This is a genomic window from Chryseobacterium tongliaonense (genome assembly GCF_041224435.1).
Lineage (GTDB): Bacteria > Bacteroidota > Bacteroidia > Flavobacteriales > Weeksellaceae > Chryseobacterium > Chryseobacterium tongliaoense.
The window spans coordinates 1-18,382 of sequence record NZ_JBGFFD010000003.1 but is presented as its reverse complement, the minus strand read 5'-3'; the positions used below and the strand labels follow the sequence as shown (position 1 = coordinate 18,382).

Below are 18,382 nucleotides of genomic sequence, written 5' to 3'. Positions count from 1 at the left end.
GTCAAATTAACTCTTTTAAAAACTTATCCTGAAAATTCATCAAGTAAGTCTAAACTTGGAACAAAAAATAATGTTCCTGTTTGTGCAGTACTGAAATCAAGAATTCGGTCATAATTTCCCGGCGGGTTACCGATGAACATATTGGTCAACATTTTTTCAACTGTGCTGAATATGCTCGCATAGCAGATGAAATAAGTTCCCATTTCATTGGTTGCTACGCTTCCGAAAGGCATATTGTCGCGCACAACCTTAAAATCATCGCCGATATTCGCTAATGCGATATGTGAGTTTTTGGGTTTTGCATCATCATCCATTTCAATATCATGATCTTTGGACCTGCCTATTACTTTTTCCTGTTCTTCCACAGAAAGCGATTTCCAGGCATTAAGATTGTGGATGTATTTCTGTACAAAAAGATAGCTTCCTCCTTCATATTGTAAATCAGAATCATCTATAATGGCAAAATGATCACGGTCTTTGCCATGCGGATTTTCAGTGCCGTCAACAAAACCTAAGATAGACCGGCTGTCCCAATAACGGAATCCTTGTACCTCGACTACACAATCTGCTGTTTCCTTCATATATCCGGAAATTATAGAAGCCATATCATAAGCAAAACTCTTTTCATCGGCCCGGATGTGAAAATGCAAATCTCCTTTTGTACTTACTGCCGTATGTTTGCCACCTTTTATTTCCTGGAATTTCTTAAATTCTTTAGGCAGCGGTTGAGGCAATTCAAGTTGATACCAGGCTTCATACCCAATACCCATTACACAGCTGGCTTTGGAATCCGGAAAACGGTCAAGTGCCGAATTATTCAGATTAATTATCAAAGCACAAACTCTTTGGAAAACCGATTTGATCTTATCAGGATTAACGTTGTCGTTAAAATTCCAAACTAAAAAATAGGTGTTATTATTCGGATAATCTGTAACATTCTGAGCATTATGATCAGGAGAAAAAGTATTATTCATTGAGATGGGTGTATAGATTTTATTTATCAAATTTAATAAATGCTATTGGGATAGTGAGGTTGGTTTTATAAAATAAACAATCCAGAATATTTTTCTCACAAATTACGGTAGAAACTTTTTATTATACCTTCGTATGACGCCCTAAAAATGAGTATTATTGTAAGAAATTTAATTCCACAGGTATATGGGGCATTGGGAAATCTTTTTGTTTTTTTTAATCATCGCTTTCATTTATTCTTCTGTGGGATTTGGTGGAGGATCTAGTTACCTTGCAGTTCTGGCAATGTATAGTCTTCCTTATCAGGAAATACGGTTAACAGCGCTTATCTGTAACGTGATTGTGGTAATAGGAGGTGTATTTATTTATATCAAAAATAAGCAGACTGACTGGAAGAAAATACTTCCGCTTACGATTGTAAGTGTACCTATGGCGTACCTGGGAGCTGTTTTAAAAATAAGCCACGAAACTTTTTTCCTGATATTAGGTGTTACTTTAATCGTTGCAGCATTGTTACTTTGGATAAAGACAGAAACAAAAAATGTAGAAGATATTTCAGAAAATGTTGAAGCCTCTCCATTTAAAAACGGATTCTTAGGTGGTGGAATAGGCTTCTTGTCAGGATTGGTGGGAATTGGCGGCGGAATTTTTCTTTCCCCTCTATTAAACCTCATGAAATGGGATACGCCTCGAAAAATTGCAGCAGCATCAAGTGTTTTTATACTGGTGAATTCAGTATCAGGGATTTTCGGACAATTATCCAAATTATCTGCAGACATGGATTATTTCAGAATTCTCAGTTTGTGTTTTGCCGTATTCATTGGCGGACAGATAGGTTCCAGGATATCCCTGAAATGGAATCCTTTGGTCATCAAAAGAATGACAGCTCTCCTGGTTTTGATGGCCGGGATAAACATTTTAATAAAATATTGGTAATAAGCTAAATGTAAAAATGAAACTCAAAATATTAGCATTCGGAATAACGAAGGAAATTTTCGGAACTTCAGAAAAAGAAATAGAAATAAATGACGGAGCAAGCGTCAAAGCACTCAAGGAACTTCTGGAAAAAGACTTTCCGGAACTGAAAAAATTAAAATCTTATTTTATTGCCGTTGACGATGAATATGCGGAGGACGATCAGGTAATAACAATCTCTAACGAAATAGCAATAATCCCTCCCGTAAGCGGTGGATAACAGATATGATTGATATTAAAATAACACAAAATATACTGGATCTTACAGATTGTTTTACTATTGCTTCCGATCCTGCATGTGGAGGAATTGCATCATTTGTAGGAACAGTACGAAATCAGACCAAAGGTAAATCTGTCATTCGTTTGGAATACGAGTGTTACGAATCTATGGCAGTTAAGGAAATACAAAAAATAGCAGATAAAGCCATTTCGTTATTTTCAGTGAAGAATATTGTCGTTCATCACCGCACCGGAATATTATTCCCCGGCGATGCAGCCGTGATAATAGTGGTAAGCGATGGGCATAGAAATGCTGTTTTTGATACGTGCAGCTATATGATCGAAAATATTAAAAAAACCGTTCCCATCTGGAAAAAAGAAATTTTTGAGGATGGAGAAGAATGGGTTTCCGCACACCCGTAATTTGAGAAACAAAATTTTGTACCTTTATTAACCAGTTATTAAATTATGAAAGCCCAGCTGCTATCAAATAAGTCAGTAAAACAGATAGAAATCGTCAAAGTTAAGGACAACACCAGTTTTCCTTATACGGATGATGTTTCTGTAGAAGAACCTTTGGAAATCAGGGTTTCTTATGATGCAGAAGATAAAAAAGAGTCCAAAAATATATCTGTAACGATGCGGACTCCGGGAAATGATGCAGAACTTGCAATCGGTTTTTTATTTACAGAAGGAATTATTTCCAGCCGTCAACAGATTAAAAGCACATATTTTCCGGAAGCAGAATGTTCCAGAAACAGTGAAAATATTGTCATTGTTGAGCTTACAGAAGGTTTTGTTCCCGAGCTTATGAAAGCCGACCGCAACTTTTATACAACTTCAAGTTGCGGTGTATGTGGAAAAGGTTCCATAGAATCCATACGAACGGTAAGCTCATTTCACAACCATAAAAAAGAAAGTACGACTCTCTCTCTCGAAACTCTGTACCAATTATCCGAAAAATTGCAGTCTTTTCAGAATAATTTCAGTGCTACGGGCGGTATACACGCTTCCGGTATCTTTGATTTGGAAGGCAATCTTCTTGCTTTACGTGAAGATGTAGGAAGGCATAACGCATTAGATAAAATTATAGGATATGCATTATCTGCAGGTTTGCTTCCTCTTAACGATAAAATTTTGGTTTTAAGCGGAAGAGCCAGTTTCGAGCTCATTCAGAAAGCAGCAATGGCAGGAATTATGATTGTTGCAGCAATAGGAGCGCCGTCCAGCCTTGCAGTAGACCTGGCAAAAGAATTTGATATCACTTTATTAGGCTTTCTCAGGGATAACAGGTTTAATATTTACCATTCCGGCAGCCATTTTAAAATTGAAAATTTATTATGAAAATAAGAATTAAAGATAACTCAATAAGATTCCGCCTAACCCAATCCGAAGTTGCAAAATTAGGAGAAGACGGAATTATTTCAAGCTTTACAGAATTTGTAGACCGTCCGTTTATTTATTCTATTGAAAGAACGGAGGACAAAGAGCTTTCAGCGGCTTTCATCGAAAACAGAATTGTTCTTAAAATGCCGGTAACAATGTTAGCTGAATGGACTTCCACAGACAGAGTCGGTTTTGAAGGCCAGGCCGGAAATGTTAAACTCTTAATAGAAAAAGACTTTGTATGCATTGATAATACTTTGGAAGATCAAAGCGACAATTATCCCAACCCTAATTTAAAATGCTAATTTTTCGTTTTTTAAAAATTTAGAAATCATGGAAAACAAAAATTCATTCAATAAAATAAAAGAGGGCAGCAGATTACCCTCTGCAGAACCTCCATATAAATTGCTGGATTTGAAACTGAAACCGCCAAAAGCCTGGGCGGCTGGTGTTCCTGCTGTTATCCATTCATTGGACCAGTTGGTACTCAATGCATCGGTTCTTCGTGGAGGAAGGGCCCTTTTCAGTATGAATCAGTTTGATGGTTTCGATTGTCCAAGCTGTGCATGGCCCGATCCGGATGACGAGCGTTCCAGATTGGGAGAATACTGTGAAAACGGTGCAAAAGCCTTAGCGGAAGAAGCTACATCAAAAAAAATCGGTGCAGAATTTTTCAGAGAAAATTCGGTTTACGATTTAGCAAAACTAACGGATTTTGAAATCAGCCAGTTAGGAAGAATCGTTGAGCCAATGTATTTACCGAAAGGAGGAACACATTATCAGCCGATAAGTTGGGATAACGCCTTTACAAAAATTTCCGAAAAATTAAACGCTCTGGATTCGCCTAACGAAGCCATATTTTATACTTCAGGAAGAACCAGTAATGAAGCAACCTGGGTGTATCAGTTGTTCGCCCGTGAATTCGGGACCAATAATTTTCCGGATTGTTCCAATATGTGCCACGAAACTTCCGGCTATGCGCTTTCAAGAAGTATCGGTATCGGAAAAGGAACCGTAAAGCTGGAAGATTTTTACGATACGGATCTCATTATTATCATCGGTCAGAATCCGGGAACCAATTCACCAAGAATGCTTTCCGCATTGACGAAAGGAAAGAAGAATGGAGCTAAAATTATGGCAATCAATCCGCTTCCTGAAGCCGGATTAAAAGGTTTCAGAAATCCTCAGGAAGTCCGTGCTTTGCTCGATAAACCTTATGAATTGTCAGATTTGTATCTTCCCGTAAAGATCAATGGAGATATGGCACTTTTAAAGGCACTTCAAATTCTGGTATTGGAAGAAGAGGCTAAAAATCCGGGGAAAGTTCTTGACCACGATTTTATCGTTAATAAAACTGCGGGCTTCAATGAATTGATTGAAGAATTAAAATTATATGACCTTGATTTTCTATCGGAAGAATGTGGAATTCCGGTTGAAAATCTAAGAGAAGCCGCACAAATGATTGCCTCAAAAAAACGTATTATCATTTGTTGGGGGATGGGAATCACACAACAGCACAATGGTGTGGAAATGATTTATAATATCGTGAACCTTCTGCTGATGAAAGGAAGCATAGGAATCCAGGGAGGAGGAGCCTGTCCTGTTCGAGGTCACAGTAATGTACAGGGAAACAGAACGCTGCTTATTAACCACCATCCTACGACTGAACAACTGGACAGATTACAGGAATATTATGGCTTTAAAGTTCCGAGAGAAGGCGGTTATGATGTTGTGAATGCCCTGAAAGCGATGCACGAAGAAAAGGTAAAATTTATGTTCTGCATGGGAGGTAATTTCCTTTCTGCAGCACCGGATACAACCTTTACGGCAGAAGCAATGCGGAAGCTGGAAATGTCTGTAATTGTTTCTATAAAATTAAACAGAAATCATCTTATCCATGGGAAAGAAGCTCTTATTTTGCCGGTAATTTCCAGGAGTGAGAAAGATATGGTCAATGGAGAACTTCAGCACGTAAGTACAGAAAACTCAATGGGTGTTGTGGAATGGTCAAGAGGCGTTCTGGAGCCGATTTCTAAAAATCTCATGAATGAAACACACGTCGCCTGCAGAATGGCTAAAGTGGTTTTGGGTGAAAGTTCTGTTGTAGATTGGGACAAATTTATCAACAGCTATGATGCCGTTCGTAATGATATTGAACAATGTATTCCCGGATTTGAAAACTATAACGAAAGGGTTGTTCAGAAAGGCGGTTTTTATCTTCCGAACGGACCAAGGGATGGTATCTTCAACAGTGAATTCTACCCGGGAAAAGCCGCTTTCAATATTACAGCCGTACCGGACAATTCTCTTGCTGATGACGAATACCTAATGGGAACAACCAGGACACACGATCAGTTCAATACGGTTGTTTATGGTCTGAATGACCGTTATCGTGGGATTTTCAATGAAAGAAGGGTAGTGATGATGAACGAAAAAGATATTGTGAAAGCCGGCTTGAAAGAAGGCGATCATGTAGATCTTTTCAATTATGATGACGGAATTGAACGAATCGCACCTCTTTTCATTGTTGTAAAATATCCTATTCCACAGAAAAGTACAATGACCTATTTCCCGGAAACTAATGTTTTGGTATCTATCAATAATGTGGTTAATGGAGCCAATATGCCTGCTTCCAAATATGTCCGTATCAAAATTCGCAAGCACAACTCTGAGATCTTTAAAAAGATTGATGATCATATAATGGCAGCAACAGGTACTAATCCTGATTAGTAAAACAATAATATTCTTTTAGATAATATTTATATCATGAGGAAACTATTTTTTTTTATTATGCTTTCCTTTTGTGAGATAGCAGCGGCTCAATCTAATTTCAGATTAAAAGTTTCCGGCGAAGTTGCCCGGCCTTTGGAATTGAGCTTGTCTGACCTTTCAAAAATGCCCCGGAGAGAAGCCATAATGAAAGATAAGGAAGGGAATTTACATACTTTCACTGGAGTCCCGCTCATATAAATTTTAGGAAAAACGGGAGTTCCATCCGGAAAAGCACTTCACGGGGCAGAAAATTTTTCAAAATATGTATTGATAAAATGTTCCGACGGTTATCAGGTTTTATTTTCTTTGGCAGAACTTGATGCTTCTATTCAGGATAAAAATGTAATTATTGCCGATTCTGTAGACGGAAAACCCTTGCCAAAAGAAAAAGGACCACTTAGAATTATTGCTGAAGGGGAGAAGAAACCGGCAAGAAGTTCTTATCAGGTTACGGAAATTTTTATTAACTCAATAAAAGATTAGTCATCTATGAACTCATCAGGACTTAAAAATCGTTGGATGATTGCTGCTTCTGCTGTCGGCATTCATATCTCTATCGGCTCTGTATATGCCTATTCTGTAATGACAAATCCTGTAGGAGAGATCTTTAAGGTAGATGAAGGAACCATAAAATGGGCATTTAAAATTGCTATTCTGTTACTTGGTTTATCCGCAGCATTTATGGGAACTTGGGTAGAAAAAGTAGGACCAAAAAAAAGCGGAATTGTTGCTGGCATTTTTTACGGAGTCGGAATCTTAGGTTCGGGACTGGCTGTACAACTTGTTTCTTTACCATTATTTTTAATCAGTTATGGATTTATAGGTGGTATAGGATTAGGAATTGGATATATAACGCCGGTAAGTACCTTAGTAAAATGGTTTCCGGACAGACGTGGCTTAGCAACAGGAATGGCTATAATGGGATTCGGCTTTTCAGCTTTGATATTTGGACCTTTGATGCAGATTTTGTTTGAAAAAGTAGGTGTTTCTAATGCTTTTTACATTTTGGGAAGTATTTATCTCGTTGTTATTCTTTTGTCTTCAAGTTACATAGAAAGACCGCCGGAAGGCTATCTTCCAAAAGGTTTCAATCCTGCGGAAAGTAAGACAGCAACGAAGGATATTGCCTATATAGATGCAAAAACTGCTTTGAAGACAAAACGATTCTATTATATCTGGATTATGATGTTTATCAATATTACATGCGGTATTGCAATTATTGCAGCAGCAAGTCCGATGACTCAAGAAAAACTTCATTACACTGCTTTGCAGGCGGCAACGGTTGTGGGGTTAATTGGTGTTTTCAATGGAATTGGAAGATTACTTTGGTCTAGTTTATCAGATTATCTGGGAAGAGCTAATACATATATTGTATTTTTTGTATTTCAGATTTTAGCTTATTATTTTTTACCTCAAATTTCTATAGAAATTTTGTTTCTTACTATTCTCTTTACAGTTATTACAATGTATGGTGGAGGCTTCTCTACACTTCCAGCATTTTTGGGAGATTTATTTGGTACAAAACAATTAGGGGCAATACACGGATTTGTGCTCACAGCCTGGGCTTTAGCAGGCGTAGCTGGCCCCTCGATATATGATTATGTTAAAAAACAGACAGGGTCTTTAACGACTACTTTAGAGGTTTTTTCAGGAATGTTCGTAATTGCATTTATTGTTTCGGTTTTGATGAAAATTAATATTAATAAACTGAAAAAACAAAAGTCATAATAATGAAATATCTTTACTTCTCTATTTATATTTTGAATTAATAATTACCTGAAATTAATGATTATCCGAAAAAAAGAACACTGGTTCAGAATGCTTTTTGTGTGGCATGGCTCGGTTTTGCCTGCTTTGCTTCCCGGTTTGGGATTACTTTTAATTCTTTCTTTATTGGTGACCTACTTTCATGGAATAATTTTTTCGTTTAAGATTCCTTTGAATCCTGCACCACTTACCCTATTCGGTTTTGTATTGGCATTATTCCTGGGATTCAGGAACAATGTCAGCTATGATCGGTTCTGGGAAGGACGCAAACTGTGGGGAGCTTTATTAAATACAGCACGCTCACTAACGCGACAGGCAATGACTTTGAAAAATATAAAGAACAATAATGTTTCAGTTCACGATTTTGTTCAGCTGCTTAGTGCTTTTGTATTTGCACTGAAGCATCAGTTGAGAGGGACAGATGCCCACGCAGATTTAAAATCCAGGCTTAATGAAGACCAGCTGAAAATAATAACGGCATCAAAATATAAACCCGCAGTTATTATGCGGCTGCTTGGAGAATGGATTCAGAAAGTAAAAGATGAAAATTGTTTAGATTCTATCCAACAGGCACGTTTTGATGAGAATTTTGATAAACTCTCTGATATTTTGGGAGGATGTGAAAGAATAGTTTCTACCCCGATTCCTTACAGTTACCGTGTTCTGCTGCACCGAACGGTGTATATTTATTGTTTCCTGTTACCTTTTGGGCTTGTAGATTCGCTGGGATGGTTTACGCCACTTATTGTTGTATTCGTTGCTTATACATTTGTTGCGTTTGAAGCGATAGCTGATGAAATTGAAGAACCGTTTGGGACAGATGCAAATGATTTGGCTCTCAACAGCATGTGTATTATGATTGATGAAACCATTCATGAGATGGTCGGAGAACAGATTACTGTTTCTCAAAAAATAACTCAGAATATTATTGATTGATTACTCAAAAGATAAATAAGTGGTGGTTTTAGAGAAACAGGTAATAATGCGGTTATCTATTCATTTGGAATACTTCATTTAATACTAAATTCAATAATAGACTATACTTACAAAGATTTAGTTTGTAATCTTATAGCGGTATTTTGCGAATGCCGTCTTTTAAAGAAAATACTTCATTTTCAGGAAAAATCTTTTTTATTTTTCTTACAGCTTCTGCACTGCGTTTACCAGATTGGCAATAGACTAAAACAGGTCTGGAACAACTGGAGATATAATCTGAATGATCCTGTAATTCTTCTACGGGAATATTGATTCCTCCTATATTAAACTGTTCATGTTCTTGTGATGTGCGTACATCTATGATTTCAAAATGATCTTTCTCCTGCATAAGCTGCTCAAACGTAATGGTCTTAACCGTCTGAGCCAAACCTGTAATCTGCACAGAAGTTTTTCTTAATTTAATAATCTGGGTTTTGCCGTTCAGAACATTCATCATCCAGAGTTTTCCAGCCAGTGAATCTTCGGGATTTGTAAAATATTTTATAGCTTCATTAGCCTGCATGCATCCGACAATTCCTGCCAAAGTGGGAATAACACCACCCTCTGCACAATTCGGAACCTGCGCATTTTCCGCATCGGGAAAAACGTCGCGGTAATTGGGAGAAAAATTGCCTTCTTTTTGCTTTACATTCCAAATGCTGACTTGCCCTTCATATTGATAAATTGCTCCGTAAACCAAAGGTTTTCCAGATAAAACGCATGCATCATTCAGCAAACATTTTGTTTCAAAATTATCAGTTCCTTCAATGATTAAATCAAAGTCCGAAATCAAATCCATTACATTGTCGGAAGTTACCCGAAAATTGAACGGAATGATTTTTACCGATGGATTTTGTTGCAGTAATTTTTTAGTGGCAATATCAACTTTTGATTTTCCAATATCTTCCGGAGCATATAAAATCTGGCGGTGCAGATTGCTTTCGGAGACCGTATCATCATCCGCAAGACCAATCGTCCCTATACCTGAAGAAGCAAGATATTGTGCCGAAGGACAGCCCAATCCGCCCAGACCTACTATCAGAATTTTAGCATCTTTAAGTAATTCCTGGGAAGAAATACCAAATCCGGGTAAAGCCATCTGACAATGATAACGTTCAAGCGGGTCGCTCATATGTTTTTTATCTTCGGTTAAATCTATTTTCTTAAAATTTCCTTTGCCTTTGCCATATCTTCAGGTGTGTTCACATTCATCAAAGCTTCAGGATTACCCGGTTTCAGGATTAATGTATCACTATTAATCAGAACTTTTCTGGGGCAAGTATTTCCCAATCCTAAAAAATTCAGGAGCAAAGGATAGCTTTTAGGCTCCCAAATTGTAATTAATGGTTCTGGAAGTCCATCAAACGGGCTTTCATAAGTGGTTGCTACTTTTTCGGTATTCCTGTTTCCAATTAAAAATTCTAAAGATTTTTCATCTAATAAAGGTAAGTCGCAGGCAACGACCAACCAAGCTTTATCTCTTTGAGAACGTAATGCGGAAAGTATCCCGCCGAAAGGTCCCATATTTAAAAAAGTATCGGTAAGGGCATTATAATCTGTGTCAAAATTTTCCAGTTGGTCTTGTCTGCAGGAAATAGAAACTTCATCACAAAACGGATTTAAAAGATCAGCTGCATAATACTTTTGTTCTTTTCCATGCCAATTGATTTTGTCTTTTGGATTTCCCATTCGCAGGCTTTTTCCTCCGGCAAGTACCAGTCCATTTAATTTGGGGGAATCAGTCTCTTTTGAAATCATTTTTACCTCCTGATTTTTCCATTAGTTTTATTTCTTTAATCACAATATCATGGCTCAATGCTTTGCACATATCATAAATGGTAAGTGCGGCAACAGATGCTCCTGTCAATGCTTCCATTTCTATGCCTGTTTTTGCTTCAATCTCGGCAGTACAATAAATTTCGATCTCATTCCGGGAATTGATTTCAATATCTATGTCGCAGTTATCCATACCGATAGGATGGCATAGAGGAATCAGGTCACCGGTTTTTTTTGCTGCCATTATTCCTGCAATAATTGCGGTTTGGAAAACAGAGCCTTTTTTAGTCTTGAAGTCATCTTTTTGAAGTGCTTCCAGAATATTTTCAGGGAGTATCACAACAGCTTTAGCAATTGCTTTTCGGTGCGTGATCTTTTTGCCCCCAACATTTACCATGCCCGGCTGTTCCTTTTTATTAAGATGTGAAAAGTTTGTCATGAGTACAATTAAAAATTATATTTCCATATTTTATACACTTCACCTTTCTTAAACTCAGTTTTTTCCAAGGGAAGTTCTATGAATGCATTAGTTTCTGCAAGGTGGGAAAAATCTCCGGAACCATTGGTATTTACTGATTCGGCGATTAATTGTCCCGATGGGTTCACACTGAGTTTTACCTGCGCAAAATATTGAAGTGGAGATGGAAAATCTATATCATTCTGCAAAACGGCATATTGTGCTGCTTCCAAGATTTCCAAAGATTTTTCCAGCCAAGGAATAAAATACCGATGCAAACACATAAATACGGAAACCGGATTCCCCGGAAATGCAAAAACTAATTTTTCGTTTTGGCTTTTTCCGAACCAGAATGGTTTTCCTGGTCTTTGTTTTATTTTGTGAAAAAGCTTTTCTACTCCTAGCTCTTCGCAGGCTTTTGGCAGATAATCGAATTTCCCCATAGAAACCCCACCACTCATTAGCAAAATATCATATTTATCAATACATCGGGAAAGCTCATTTTTTATTAACTGAAAATCATCATTCCAATGAAGCCAATCTGCATAGATCTTATATTTTTCCAAAACGGATTTTATGGTAATTCCGTTGGAACGTCTTAGCTGGAATGGGGCAGGAACGTCTTCAGCGGATATCATCTCATCTCCGGTGGAAATAATAATAACTTTGGGAAGTTTTTTTACGGTTAAAATTGTTTTTCCGACCGACGAAGCAATTCCGAGAATAGATGGAGTAATGACCTGATTGGCTTTTACTAATATTTCCCCTGTTTTTTTATCTTTTCCTTTCCAATGGATGTTTTGCTCTTTTTTAATAATAATATTGATAGTTGCAATTCCGTTTTCAATTATCAGATCTTCGTAACGAATAACCGTATTTACTGAATTATCTAAAGCGGCTCCGGTCATGATTTCTATGCATTCGTCTTCTGAATCAATAGAAATGGACGGTTCGCCTGCGGATTGTATTGCTTTAATTTTAAATGTACGAAAACTGTTTTCATAAGCATTAAAATTAATGGCAATTCCATCTACTGTGGATCTGTCAAAAGGAGGTAAATCACAATCTGCCACAATATTTTCAGCTAAAATTCTTCCTAATGCATTTTCATAGAAAATCTCTTCTGTTCCGAAGTTTTTGATTTGAGAAAATAGGATTTCTTCTGCCTGTTGTACGCTAATCATTTCCATAATTATCCTCCTATTGTTGCCATTGACTGATGAATTTGTGATGCGATCAAGCTCGATTTTTGAGCTTCCCATCCGTCTTTTGGTTTGTTCTGTACGCTGTTGATGATTATATTTTTCAGCTCTTCATCTGTTTTTCCCATACGGATTTCATCTTTCAGGTTTACGCCGGTTCCTTCATATAGACAGGCTTTCAAAATTCCGTTGGGTGTTAATCGAAGACGGTTGCACGTTCCGCAAAATGAACGTGTATAAGCCGCGATAATTCCAATATTTCCGCTGAAACCCGGAATGTTGTAATTGTATGATGTAGAATTTTTGGGATCTTCTATCTTTTGAATTTCGGGAAAACGAGATTTGATGTGATTTAAAATCTGAACAAAATTCCATTTTAAAGAAATAGCGTGTGTTCCACCATTAAAAGGCATTTCTTCAATAAAACGGACATCAACAGGAAGGTCTTTTGTAAGCATTATCAAGGGAATAATATCTTTAATATTTTCCCCTTCCATTACGACTGTATTGATTTTTACCTTTATATGATGTTTTAATAAACAGTCTAAGGTTTTCATTACTTTATCAAAACTGTTTCTCCTGGTAATCCGGAAAAAACGGTCCTTATCGAGTGTATCAAGGCTTAAGTTGACAGATTTTATCCCCAATTTTTTAAGTTGCGGAATATATTGTTCAGTAAGAAGGCCGTTGGTTGTTATACTGAGGTCAGTGAGTCCATCTAATTGAGATATATTCTGGATGAGATCAATACTGTTTTTTCTGACAAAAGGTTCTCCCCCTGTTATCCTGATTTTATTTACTCTCATTTCCGTAAAGATTGAACAGATTCTGAGCATTTCTTCATCGGTCATTAATTCCTTTTGCTTAATCCAGACAAGACCGTTTTCCGGCATACAATAAGTGCATCGGAGATTACACCGGTCTACAATAGCAAGCCTTAGATAATTGATATTCCTTCCAAATTTATCTGTCAACATTTAAATAGAATAAGTCTTATTACAAATATACTGAATGTTTCTCTCCGAAGGAGATAATTTTATATTTGCAGATAATAGACAATATTTATTTCACAATTCTGGATATTTATGAGTATTATCGAATTTAAGTAACTTTATCGAACATTAAATAAGGGATGCAACAAAAGAATAATTCAGCTGTATTGAAAAAAGAGGATAAAAAAGATATTGATGTTATTTATCAGGGCGAAATAAGTTCTTCCGAGCTTAACTGTTTTCCCGACAATTCTTTCACAATCATTATTTTAGATGAATGTATTGATGGTAATTGTATTACGGATATGGATACTTATGCTTTAAATTCCCAACAATTATTTGTCCATCTCCCTAAAAGGAAATATATATGGGATCTGCCTTTGCATGCGAGTGGCAGAAGATTGATCATTAATGACTCTATTCTTGAAACATTTTCTCCGACATTAAAGCATACTTTTTCGCCTCACAGTAAATACGAAATGATCCAGTCTAATGAAGAAGCTTATGAAAAATTTAGTATGGAGTTTGATGCGATTCGTAAAGAAATACATTCGGAAGTTGTATTTCCGGAACTTATTAATGCAAGGGTAAGACTTTTGGCGCTGATGATTAATCTTTGGATAGAGAAGATGCATGGAAAATCTGCATTGAGTGATCACAATAATCCTGCTTTCCGGTTCCATGAACTTGTTGAAACCTATTACAAAACACAAAAAGGTGTCGCCTTTTATGCTGAAGAGCTATGCATTACTCCCAATTATCTAGGAGTTTTGTGCAGAAAGCAATATAAAATATCTCCATTAGAGTTTATAAGACAAAGAATATTATTGGAAGCAAAGAAATTATTACACAGTTCAAATAAATCAATAAAAGAAATAGCTTTTGAGCTTGGGTTTAATAATTTTTCTCATTTTTCGTATTTTTTCAGAATACAAACAGGCTGGACTCCCAAGAACTATAGAATGACTATGGGAAAAAGTTAAATTTAATAAACATAGAAACAAAGATATGCCTTTGTTGACATAAAAATGTATAAACAAGCAATAGCTTCTAAATCACTTCATAAAAAGTTACAATTTTTGAATAAAATAGAGTTGGCAATTAATCAACTCTATTTTGTTTTATTGTGTGCTATGGTGTAGAATCCTTCAAAATTGACCATCCTAATCCTGCGAAAGTGATCAGTTGATTCCTGAGCAAATTGACCAGTGCATTCCTGTTCAAATTGACCACCAAAAAAGTCAGAAAACGTGTCTTGAATAACTTAGCCAAAAAATATTGGATTTGATATTGACTTTGATACGAACATATTTATTCAAAAGTGAATTGGTAGCGCCATATTCTTTTCGTTGTCACATTTTTACAAAAAGGGCAAAAAATTGGTAGACGCTAATTTTATACCTGCTTGCTAGTAGTAAGCAGGTTTTTTTTATAAGATCCCTTAACTTAAAAAAAAATGCTAATAGTATTCCCTCATTATAGTTGTCGCATTTTTACAAAACAAACTATCCGAAGGTCAATAATTTTGACAAAAAAAAGAAATGAATACAATTTTTATCACATGGCTAGTTGCGGGCAGTCTGGATTGTGCAGCAGCCATTATGCTTTTTGTTTTGGGAACCAAGCAAAACCCTTCGTTGTTATTGAGGGCTATTACCAGTGCGGCGTTGGGGCCGAAGGCGTTCAGTAAGGGTTCAGGTATGGTATATTTGGGAGTTGGTCTTCATTACTGTATTGCATTGTTCTGGACTGTACTATATTTTGTAGTCTTCCCAAAATTCTTTCCATGCACAGCAGTGCTTACCAATGCAATTGTGTATGGACTTTTTGTATGGACAATTATGAACCTTGTAGTTTTGCCACTTTCTAAAGCCGAGCCCAGACCTTTCTCACCACTAATGGCTCTGGTCAATATAGGTATCTTGATCATCGCCATTGGTTTGCCATGTGCTTTTGCTGCTAAAAATTACCCCCTGCCGCATTTTGGTTTTTAGTTGATTAATTAACTATATCGATCAGATTTGAAATTTACTATTAATGGATTGATTTACCCTAAAATTTCGGCGGCAAACTTTGGAACTTTGTATCACTAAAATTATAAAAATGGAATTTAACAAAAAAATCGCATTAGTAACAGGTGGTAGCCGGGGCTTAGGTAAAAACATGGCTTTAAGAATCGCAGAAAAAGGTATCGACGTGGTTCTTACATATCACAGCAATGAGGCGGAAGCAAAAGCCGTTGTCAAAGACATTGAAGAAATGGGCGTTAAAGCGCTTGCGCTACAGTTCGATGGTGGGAATATAGCTGGGTTTGAAGATTTCCTTGAACGCTTGAAAGGTGGTCTTTCAGAGACTTTTGGAACCGATAAATTCGATTTCCTAATCAACAACGCGGGAATTGGTATATATGCACCGTTCGGAGAAACTACGGAGGAACAGTTTGATCAATTATCGAACTTGTTATTTAAAGGTCCATACTTCCTGACCCAGTTAGCGCTTCCAATATTAAATAATGGCGGCGGCATTATTAATATTTCGAGTGGCCTTGCAAGATTTGTTGGCCCTGGATATGCAGCCTACGGCGCCATGAAAGCAGCAATGGACACGTTGAGTCGCTACCAGGCTGTGGAACTAGGTTATCGGGGCATTAAATCTAATACTGTTGCTCCAGGAGCTATCGAAACAGATTTCGGTGGTGGTGTAGTGAGAGACAATAAAGAATATAATGATGCAGTAAAAGCAATGACCGCTTTAGGACGTGCCGGCTTACCACAGGACATCGGTGGTGTGGTAGCTTTCCTTTGTACAGAAGATGCCAGTTGGATTAACGCACAGCGCATTGAAGTATCAGGAGGTATGCGTTTATAATTGGTTGTTCACTTAATCTCTAAGGAAAATGAGTAATTATCCCGATCTGAAAAATAAAGTAGCCCTCATAACGGGTGCTACTAAGGGTATCGGACGTGCTATTGCTGAAAGACTTGCGTTTGAAGGCACGAACCTGGTATTAAACTACGGTTCTGACGAAAATGCCGCAGAAGAAACTAAAAAGGCAATGGGGCAATATGGCATTGCCTGGTACTGAAAGCCGACATTTCTCAAAAGAAAAGCATCGATCATTTATTTCAGCAAGCTATTCAACATTTTAGCAGACTGGATATCGTGATCGCCAATGCTGGTGTGGAATTGTTATCAGTTCCGGTTATGGACTGTGACGAAGTTACTTATGACAGGATGTTTAACCTGAATACTAAAGGGACGTTTTTCGTATTACAAAATGCGGCACGTTATGTAGCTGATCACGGTAAAATACTGCACGTTTCTTCAATCACAGCGGGTCCATCCTGAAAAAAATGCAGCGGTATATTGTGCTAGCAAGGGTGCGGCTAAGCTCTTTATCGATGTATTAGCGCAGGAATTAGGTGAGCGCCATATCAGTGTAAATTCCGTTATGCCTGGCCCGATAGATAATGCAGGGGTCATCACCAACCTTGAAGAACAATATCGCCAGATCATCATAGACGGTGGACCATTTAAACACTTGGGAACTCCCGATGATGTCAGCAAAGTGGTCGCCTTTTTGGTTTCTGACGATGCTTCATATATCAACGGGCATCACTTGACCGTTAATGGTGGCTCAAGATATTAAGATGCCAAGCTATCTATAATAAGTAAGTCCTTGCGCAAAACGATGCGCAAGGCTTCTTTTAAAATCTCATACAATGGAAAAAACAACTTCATTAGAACTTTTTTATAGGGATGTACTTGGCAGCCTTCCCGGCGGGCTGATGAAAAAGGTTGGGCACTTTAATGTTTTTCGGGTAGAGGATTACAGGGGGCCAAAAGGTAATAAACCCGTACCATATAGCCGGAAAGATTATTATAAAATTAGTCTGATCAGCGGAAAGCATGAAGTTCACTATGCTGATAAAACTTTGACCGCACAGCACAATATGTTACTATTTGCAAACCCACAAATCCCCTATAACTGGATTCCCTTAGAAAACGATGTTACCGGTGTATTTTGCGTTTTTACAGAAGAGTTTGTTGGAGGCTTCGGTAACATTCGGGACTATCCACTTTACCGTCCAGGTGGCATGCCGGTTTTTGATCTTACACAAGATGAAATGCAGCTTTTCAAGCCACTCTTTGACAAAATGTTTTTGGAGATTGAAACTGAGTATGTTTATAAGTATGATTTACTTCGTAACATTTTGTTTGAGATCATATTGACAGCAATGAAGCTGAAACCAGTAAGGTTAAATAAAGCAAAAAATGGCTCTTTAGCAAATGAAAGAATCGTTTCCCTGTTCCTTGAACTTTTAGAAAGACAGTTTCCGATTGAATCCAGTACGCAGCAGATCCAGTTAAAAACTCCGTCTGATTATGCTAATCAGCTAAACATCCATACTAATCATTTAAACAAGGTCCTGAAAGAAGTAACAGGACAACATACCACCGCTATTATCAGCGAGCGTATCGCCCAGGAAGCCCGTACCTTGCTTAAGCATACGGATTGGAATATTTCGGAGATCGCATGGTCACTGGGCTTTACTGACCATTCACATTTTATAAAAGTTTTTAAAAAGTCCACACAATTAACGCCTAGAATATACAGAAAGTAGCATCATTAGGATTGGTGCTTGGAATTTGTGTTTAAATTGGAGTTGCTACCTTTGTTAGGACACAATTCTTATACTCTTTAACTTTAAGAGTATGAAAAAGATCAGAAAAAATTACAGTTTAGAGTTTAAGATTGGGGCAGTTTCATTAAGCGAGCAAAGCGGTAATGTTTCTTCAGTAGCCGAGGAGCTTGGAATCTGTAAAGAAAGTTTGGTCACTTGGAGAAAACTTCACAGAGAAGGCAAACTTACTAAAGAAAAGCAAAT

22 protein-coding genes and 1 pseudogene are annotated in these 18,382 nt (G+C 37.3%); 17 read left to right on the top strand and 6 right to left on the bottom strand.

All coding sequences use genetic code 11. The annotated features are described in order from the left end of the window. Positions 1 to 23: 23 nt before the first annotated feature. A complete protein-coding gene (locus AB8P06_RS07540; protein ID WP_369840120.1) occupies positions 24 to 974 on the bottom strand; it encodes a Dyp-type peroxidase in 951 nt (316 codons plus the stop codon). 184 nt (positions 975 to 1,158) lie between these two features. Between AB8P06_RS07540 and AB8P06_RS07535 the strand changes: the two genes are divergently transcribed. From AB8P06_RS07535 to AB8P06_RS07490, 10 genes are all read left to right on the top strand, one after another. Continuing rightward, complete coding sequence (locus AB8P06_RS07535; RefSeq protein WP_369840118.1) at positions 1,159 to 1,908, top strand: sulfite exporter TauE/SafE family protein; 750 nt, start codon at positions 1,159 to 1,161, stop codon at positions 1,906 to 1,908. 16 nt (positions 1,909 to 1,924) lie between these two features. Continuing rightward, on the top strand, positions 1,925 to 2,167 hold the full coding sequence (locus AB8P06_RS07530) for a MoaD/ThiS family protein (RefSeq protein WP_369840116.1): 243 nt from the start codon (positions 1,925 to 1,927) through the stop codon (positions 2,165 to 2,167). 5 nt (positions 2,168 to 2,172) lie between these two features. After that, on the top strand, positions 2,173 to 2,589 hold the full coding sequence (locus AB8P06_RS07525; RefSeq protein ID WP_369840114.1) for a molybdenum cofactor biosynthesis protein MoaE: 417 nt from the start codon (positions 2,173 to 2,175) through the stop codon (positions 2,587 to 2,589). Positions 2,590 to 2,634: 45 nt separating this feature from the next. Beyond that, entirely contained in the window at positions 2,635 to 3,510 is an 876-nt protein-coding gene (gene fdhD / locus AB8P06_RS07520; RefSeq protein WP_369840112.1) for a formate dehydrogenase accessory sulfurtransferase FdhD, read from the top strand. Next, on the top strand, positions 3,507 to 3,857 hold the full coding sequence (locus tag AB8P06_RS07515) for a DUF7009 family protein (RefSeq protein ID WP_369840110.1): 351 nt from the start codon (positions 3,507 to 3,509) through the stop codon (positions 3,855 to 3,857). Before fdhD ends, AB8P06_RS07515 begins: the two co-directional genes overlap by 4 nt. Before the next feature lie 28 nt (positions 3,858 to 3,885). Then, the gene (locus AB8P06_RS07510) at positions 3,886 to 6,282 is read left to right on the top strand and encodes an FdhF/YdeP family oxidoreductase (RefSeq protein ID WP_369840108.1); all 2,397 of its coding nucleotides are present in this window, start codon (positions 3,886 to 3,888) and stop codon (positions 6,280 to 6,282) included. Positions 6,283 to 6,318: 36 nt separating this feature from the next. After that, positions 6,319 to 6,522, top strand: coding sequence for a hypothetical protein (locus tag AB8P06_RS07505; RefSeq protein WP_369840106.1), 204 nt, complete (start codon positions 6,319 to 6,321; stop codon positions 6,520 to 6,522). Positions 6,523 to 6,591: 69 nt separating this feature from the next. Continuing rightward, positions 6,592 to 6,807 carry a hypothetical protein gene (locus AB8P06_RS07500; RefSeq protein WP_369840104.1) on the top strand — a complete coding sequence of 72 codons (216 nt, stop codon included), beginning with the start codon at positions 6,592 to 6,594 and terminating at the stop codon, positions 6,805 to 6,807. Positions 6,808 to 6,813: 6 nt separating this feature from the next. Next, a complete protein-coding gene (locus AB8P06_RS07495) occupies positions 6,814 to 8,052 on the top strand; it encodes an L-lactate MFS transporter (RefSeq protein ID WP_369840102.1) in 1,239 nt (412 codons plus the stop codon). Positions 8,053 to 8,109: 57 nt separating this feature from the next. Continuing rightward, positions 8,110 to 9,027: a bestrophin family protein gene (locus AB8P06_RS07490; protein ID WP_369840100.1), complete on the top strand. Its 918-nt coding sequence runs from the start codon at positions 8,110 to 8,112 to the stop codon at positions 9,025 to 9,027. A gap of 130 nt (positions 9,028 to 9,157) precedes the next feature. Here AB8P06_RS07490 and AB8P06_RS07485 read toward each other — a convergent pair whose 3' ends face one another. The 5 genes from AB8P06_RS07485 to moaA are packed head-to-tail and all read right to left on the bottom strand — an operon-like array spanning position 9,158 to position 13,478. Then, positions 9,158 to 10,198, bottom strand: a complete 1,041-nt coding sequence (locus tag AB8P06_RS07485) for a ThiF family adenylyltransferase (protein ID WP_369840098.1) — start codon at positions 10,196 to 10,198, stop codon at positions 9,158 to 9,160. Between the two features lie 23 nt (positions 10,199 to 10,221). Continuing rightward, the gene (locus AB8P06_RS07480) at positions 10,222 to 10,824 is read right to left on the bottom strand and encodes an NTP transferase domain-containing protein (RefSeq protein WP_369840096.1); all 603 of its coding nucleotides are present in this window, start codon (positions 10,822 to 10,824) and stop codon (positions 10,222 to 10,224) included. Further along, positions 10,805 to 11,281, bottom strand: coding sequence for a cyclic pyranopterin monophosphate synthase MoaC (moaC, locus tag AB8P06_RS07475; RefSeq protein ID WP_369840094.1), 477 nt, complete (start codon positions 11,279 to 11,281; stop codon positions 10,805 to 10,807). Before moaC ends, AB8P06_RS07480 begins: the two co-directional genes overlap by 20 nt. Before the next feature lie 8 nt (positions 11,282 to 11,289). Then, complete coding sequence (locus AB8P06_RS07470) at positions 11,290 to 12,489, bottom strand: molybdopterin molybdotransferase MoeA (protein ID WP_369840092.1); 1,200 nt, start codon at positions 12,487 to 12,489, stop codon at positions 11,290 to 11,292. A 2-nt stretch (positions 12,490 to 12,491) separates the two neighbouring features. Next, on the bottom strand, positions 12,492 to 13,478 hold the full coding sequence (gene moaA, locus AB8P06_RS07465; RefSeq protein ID WP_369840090.1) for a GTP 3',8-cyclase MoaA: 987 nt from the start codon (positions 13,476 to 13,478) through the stop codon (positions 12,492 to 12,494). A gap of 155 nt (positions 13,479 to 13,633) precedes the next feature. Here moaA and AB8P06_RS07460 point away from each other — a divergent pair, with 155 nt between their 5' ends. The 7 genes and pseudogenes from AB8P06_RS07460 to AB8P06_RS07430 form a co-directional block, all read left to right on the top strand. After that, entirely contained in the window at positions 13,634 to 14,476 is an 843-nt protein-coding gene (locus AB8P06_RS07460) for a helix-turn-helix domain-containing protein (RefSeq protein ID WP_369840088.1), read from the top strand. Between the two features lie 558 nt (positions 14,477 to 15,034). Next, positions 15,035 to 15,487 carry a hypothetical protein gene (locus AB8P06_RS07455; protein ID WP_369840086.1) on the top strand — a complete coding sequence of 151 codons (453 nt, stop codon included), beginning with the start codon at positions 15,035 to 15,037 and terminating at the stop codon, positions 15,485 to 15,487. 109 nt (positions 15,488 to 15,596) lie between these two features. Then, positions 15,597 to 16,361, top strand: a complete 765-nt coding sequence (locus AB8P06_RS07450) for an SDR family NAD(P)-dependent oxidoreductase (RefSeq protein WP_369840084.1) — start codon at positions 15,597 to 15,599, stop codon at positions 16,359 to 16,361. Between the two features lie 28 nt (positions 16,362 to 16,389). After that, positions 16,390 to 16,578: an SDR family NAD(P)-dependent oxidoreductase gene (locus tag AB8P06_RS07445; protein ID WP_369840082.1), complete on the top strand. Its 189-nt coding sequence runs from the start codon at positions 16,390 to 16,392 to the stop codon at positions 16,576 to 16,578. Further along, positions 16,557 to 17,142: pseudogene (locus tag AB8P06_RS07440) on the top strand (SDR family oxidoreductase). The gene AB8P06_RS07445 and the pseudogene AB8P06_RS07440 overlap by 22 nt, the downstream one beginning before the upstream one ends. 73 nt (positions 17,143 to 17,215) lie before the next feature. Further along, positions 17,216 to 18,118 carry a helix-turn-helix domain-containing protein gene (locus AB8P06_RS07435; protein ID WP_369840080.1) on the top strand — a complete coding sequence of 301 codons (903 nt, stop codon included), beginning with the start codon at positions 17,216 to 17,218 and terminating at the stop codon, positions 18,116 to 18,118. 91 nt (positions 18,119 to 18,209) lie between these two features. Then, the coding region (locus AB8P06_RS07430) for a transposase (protein WP_369840962.1) at positions 18,210 to 18,382 on the top strand (173 nt) is incomplete at its 3' end.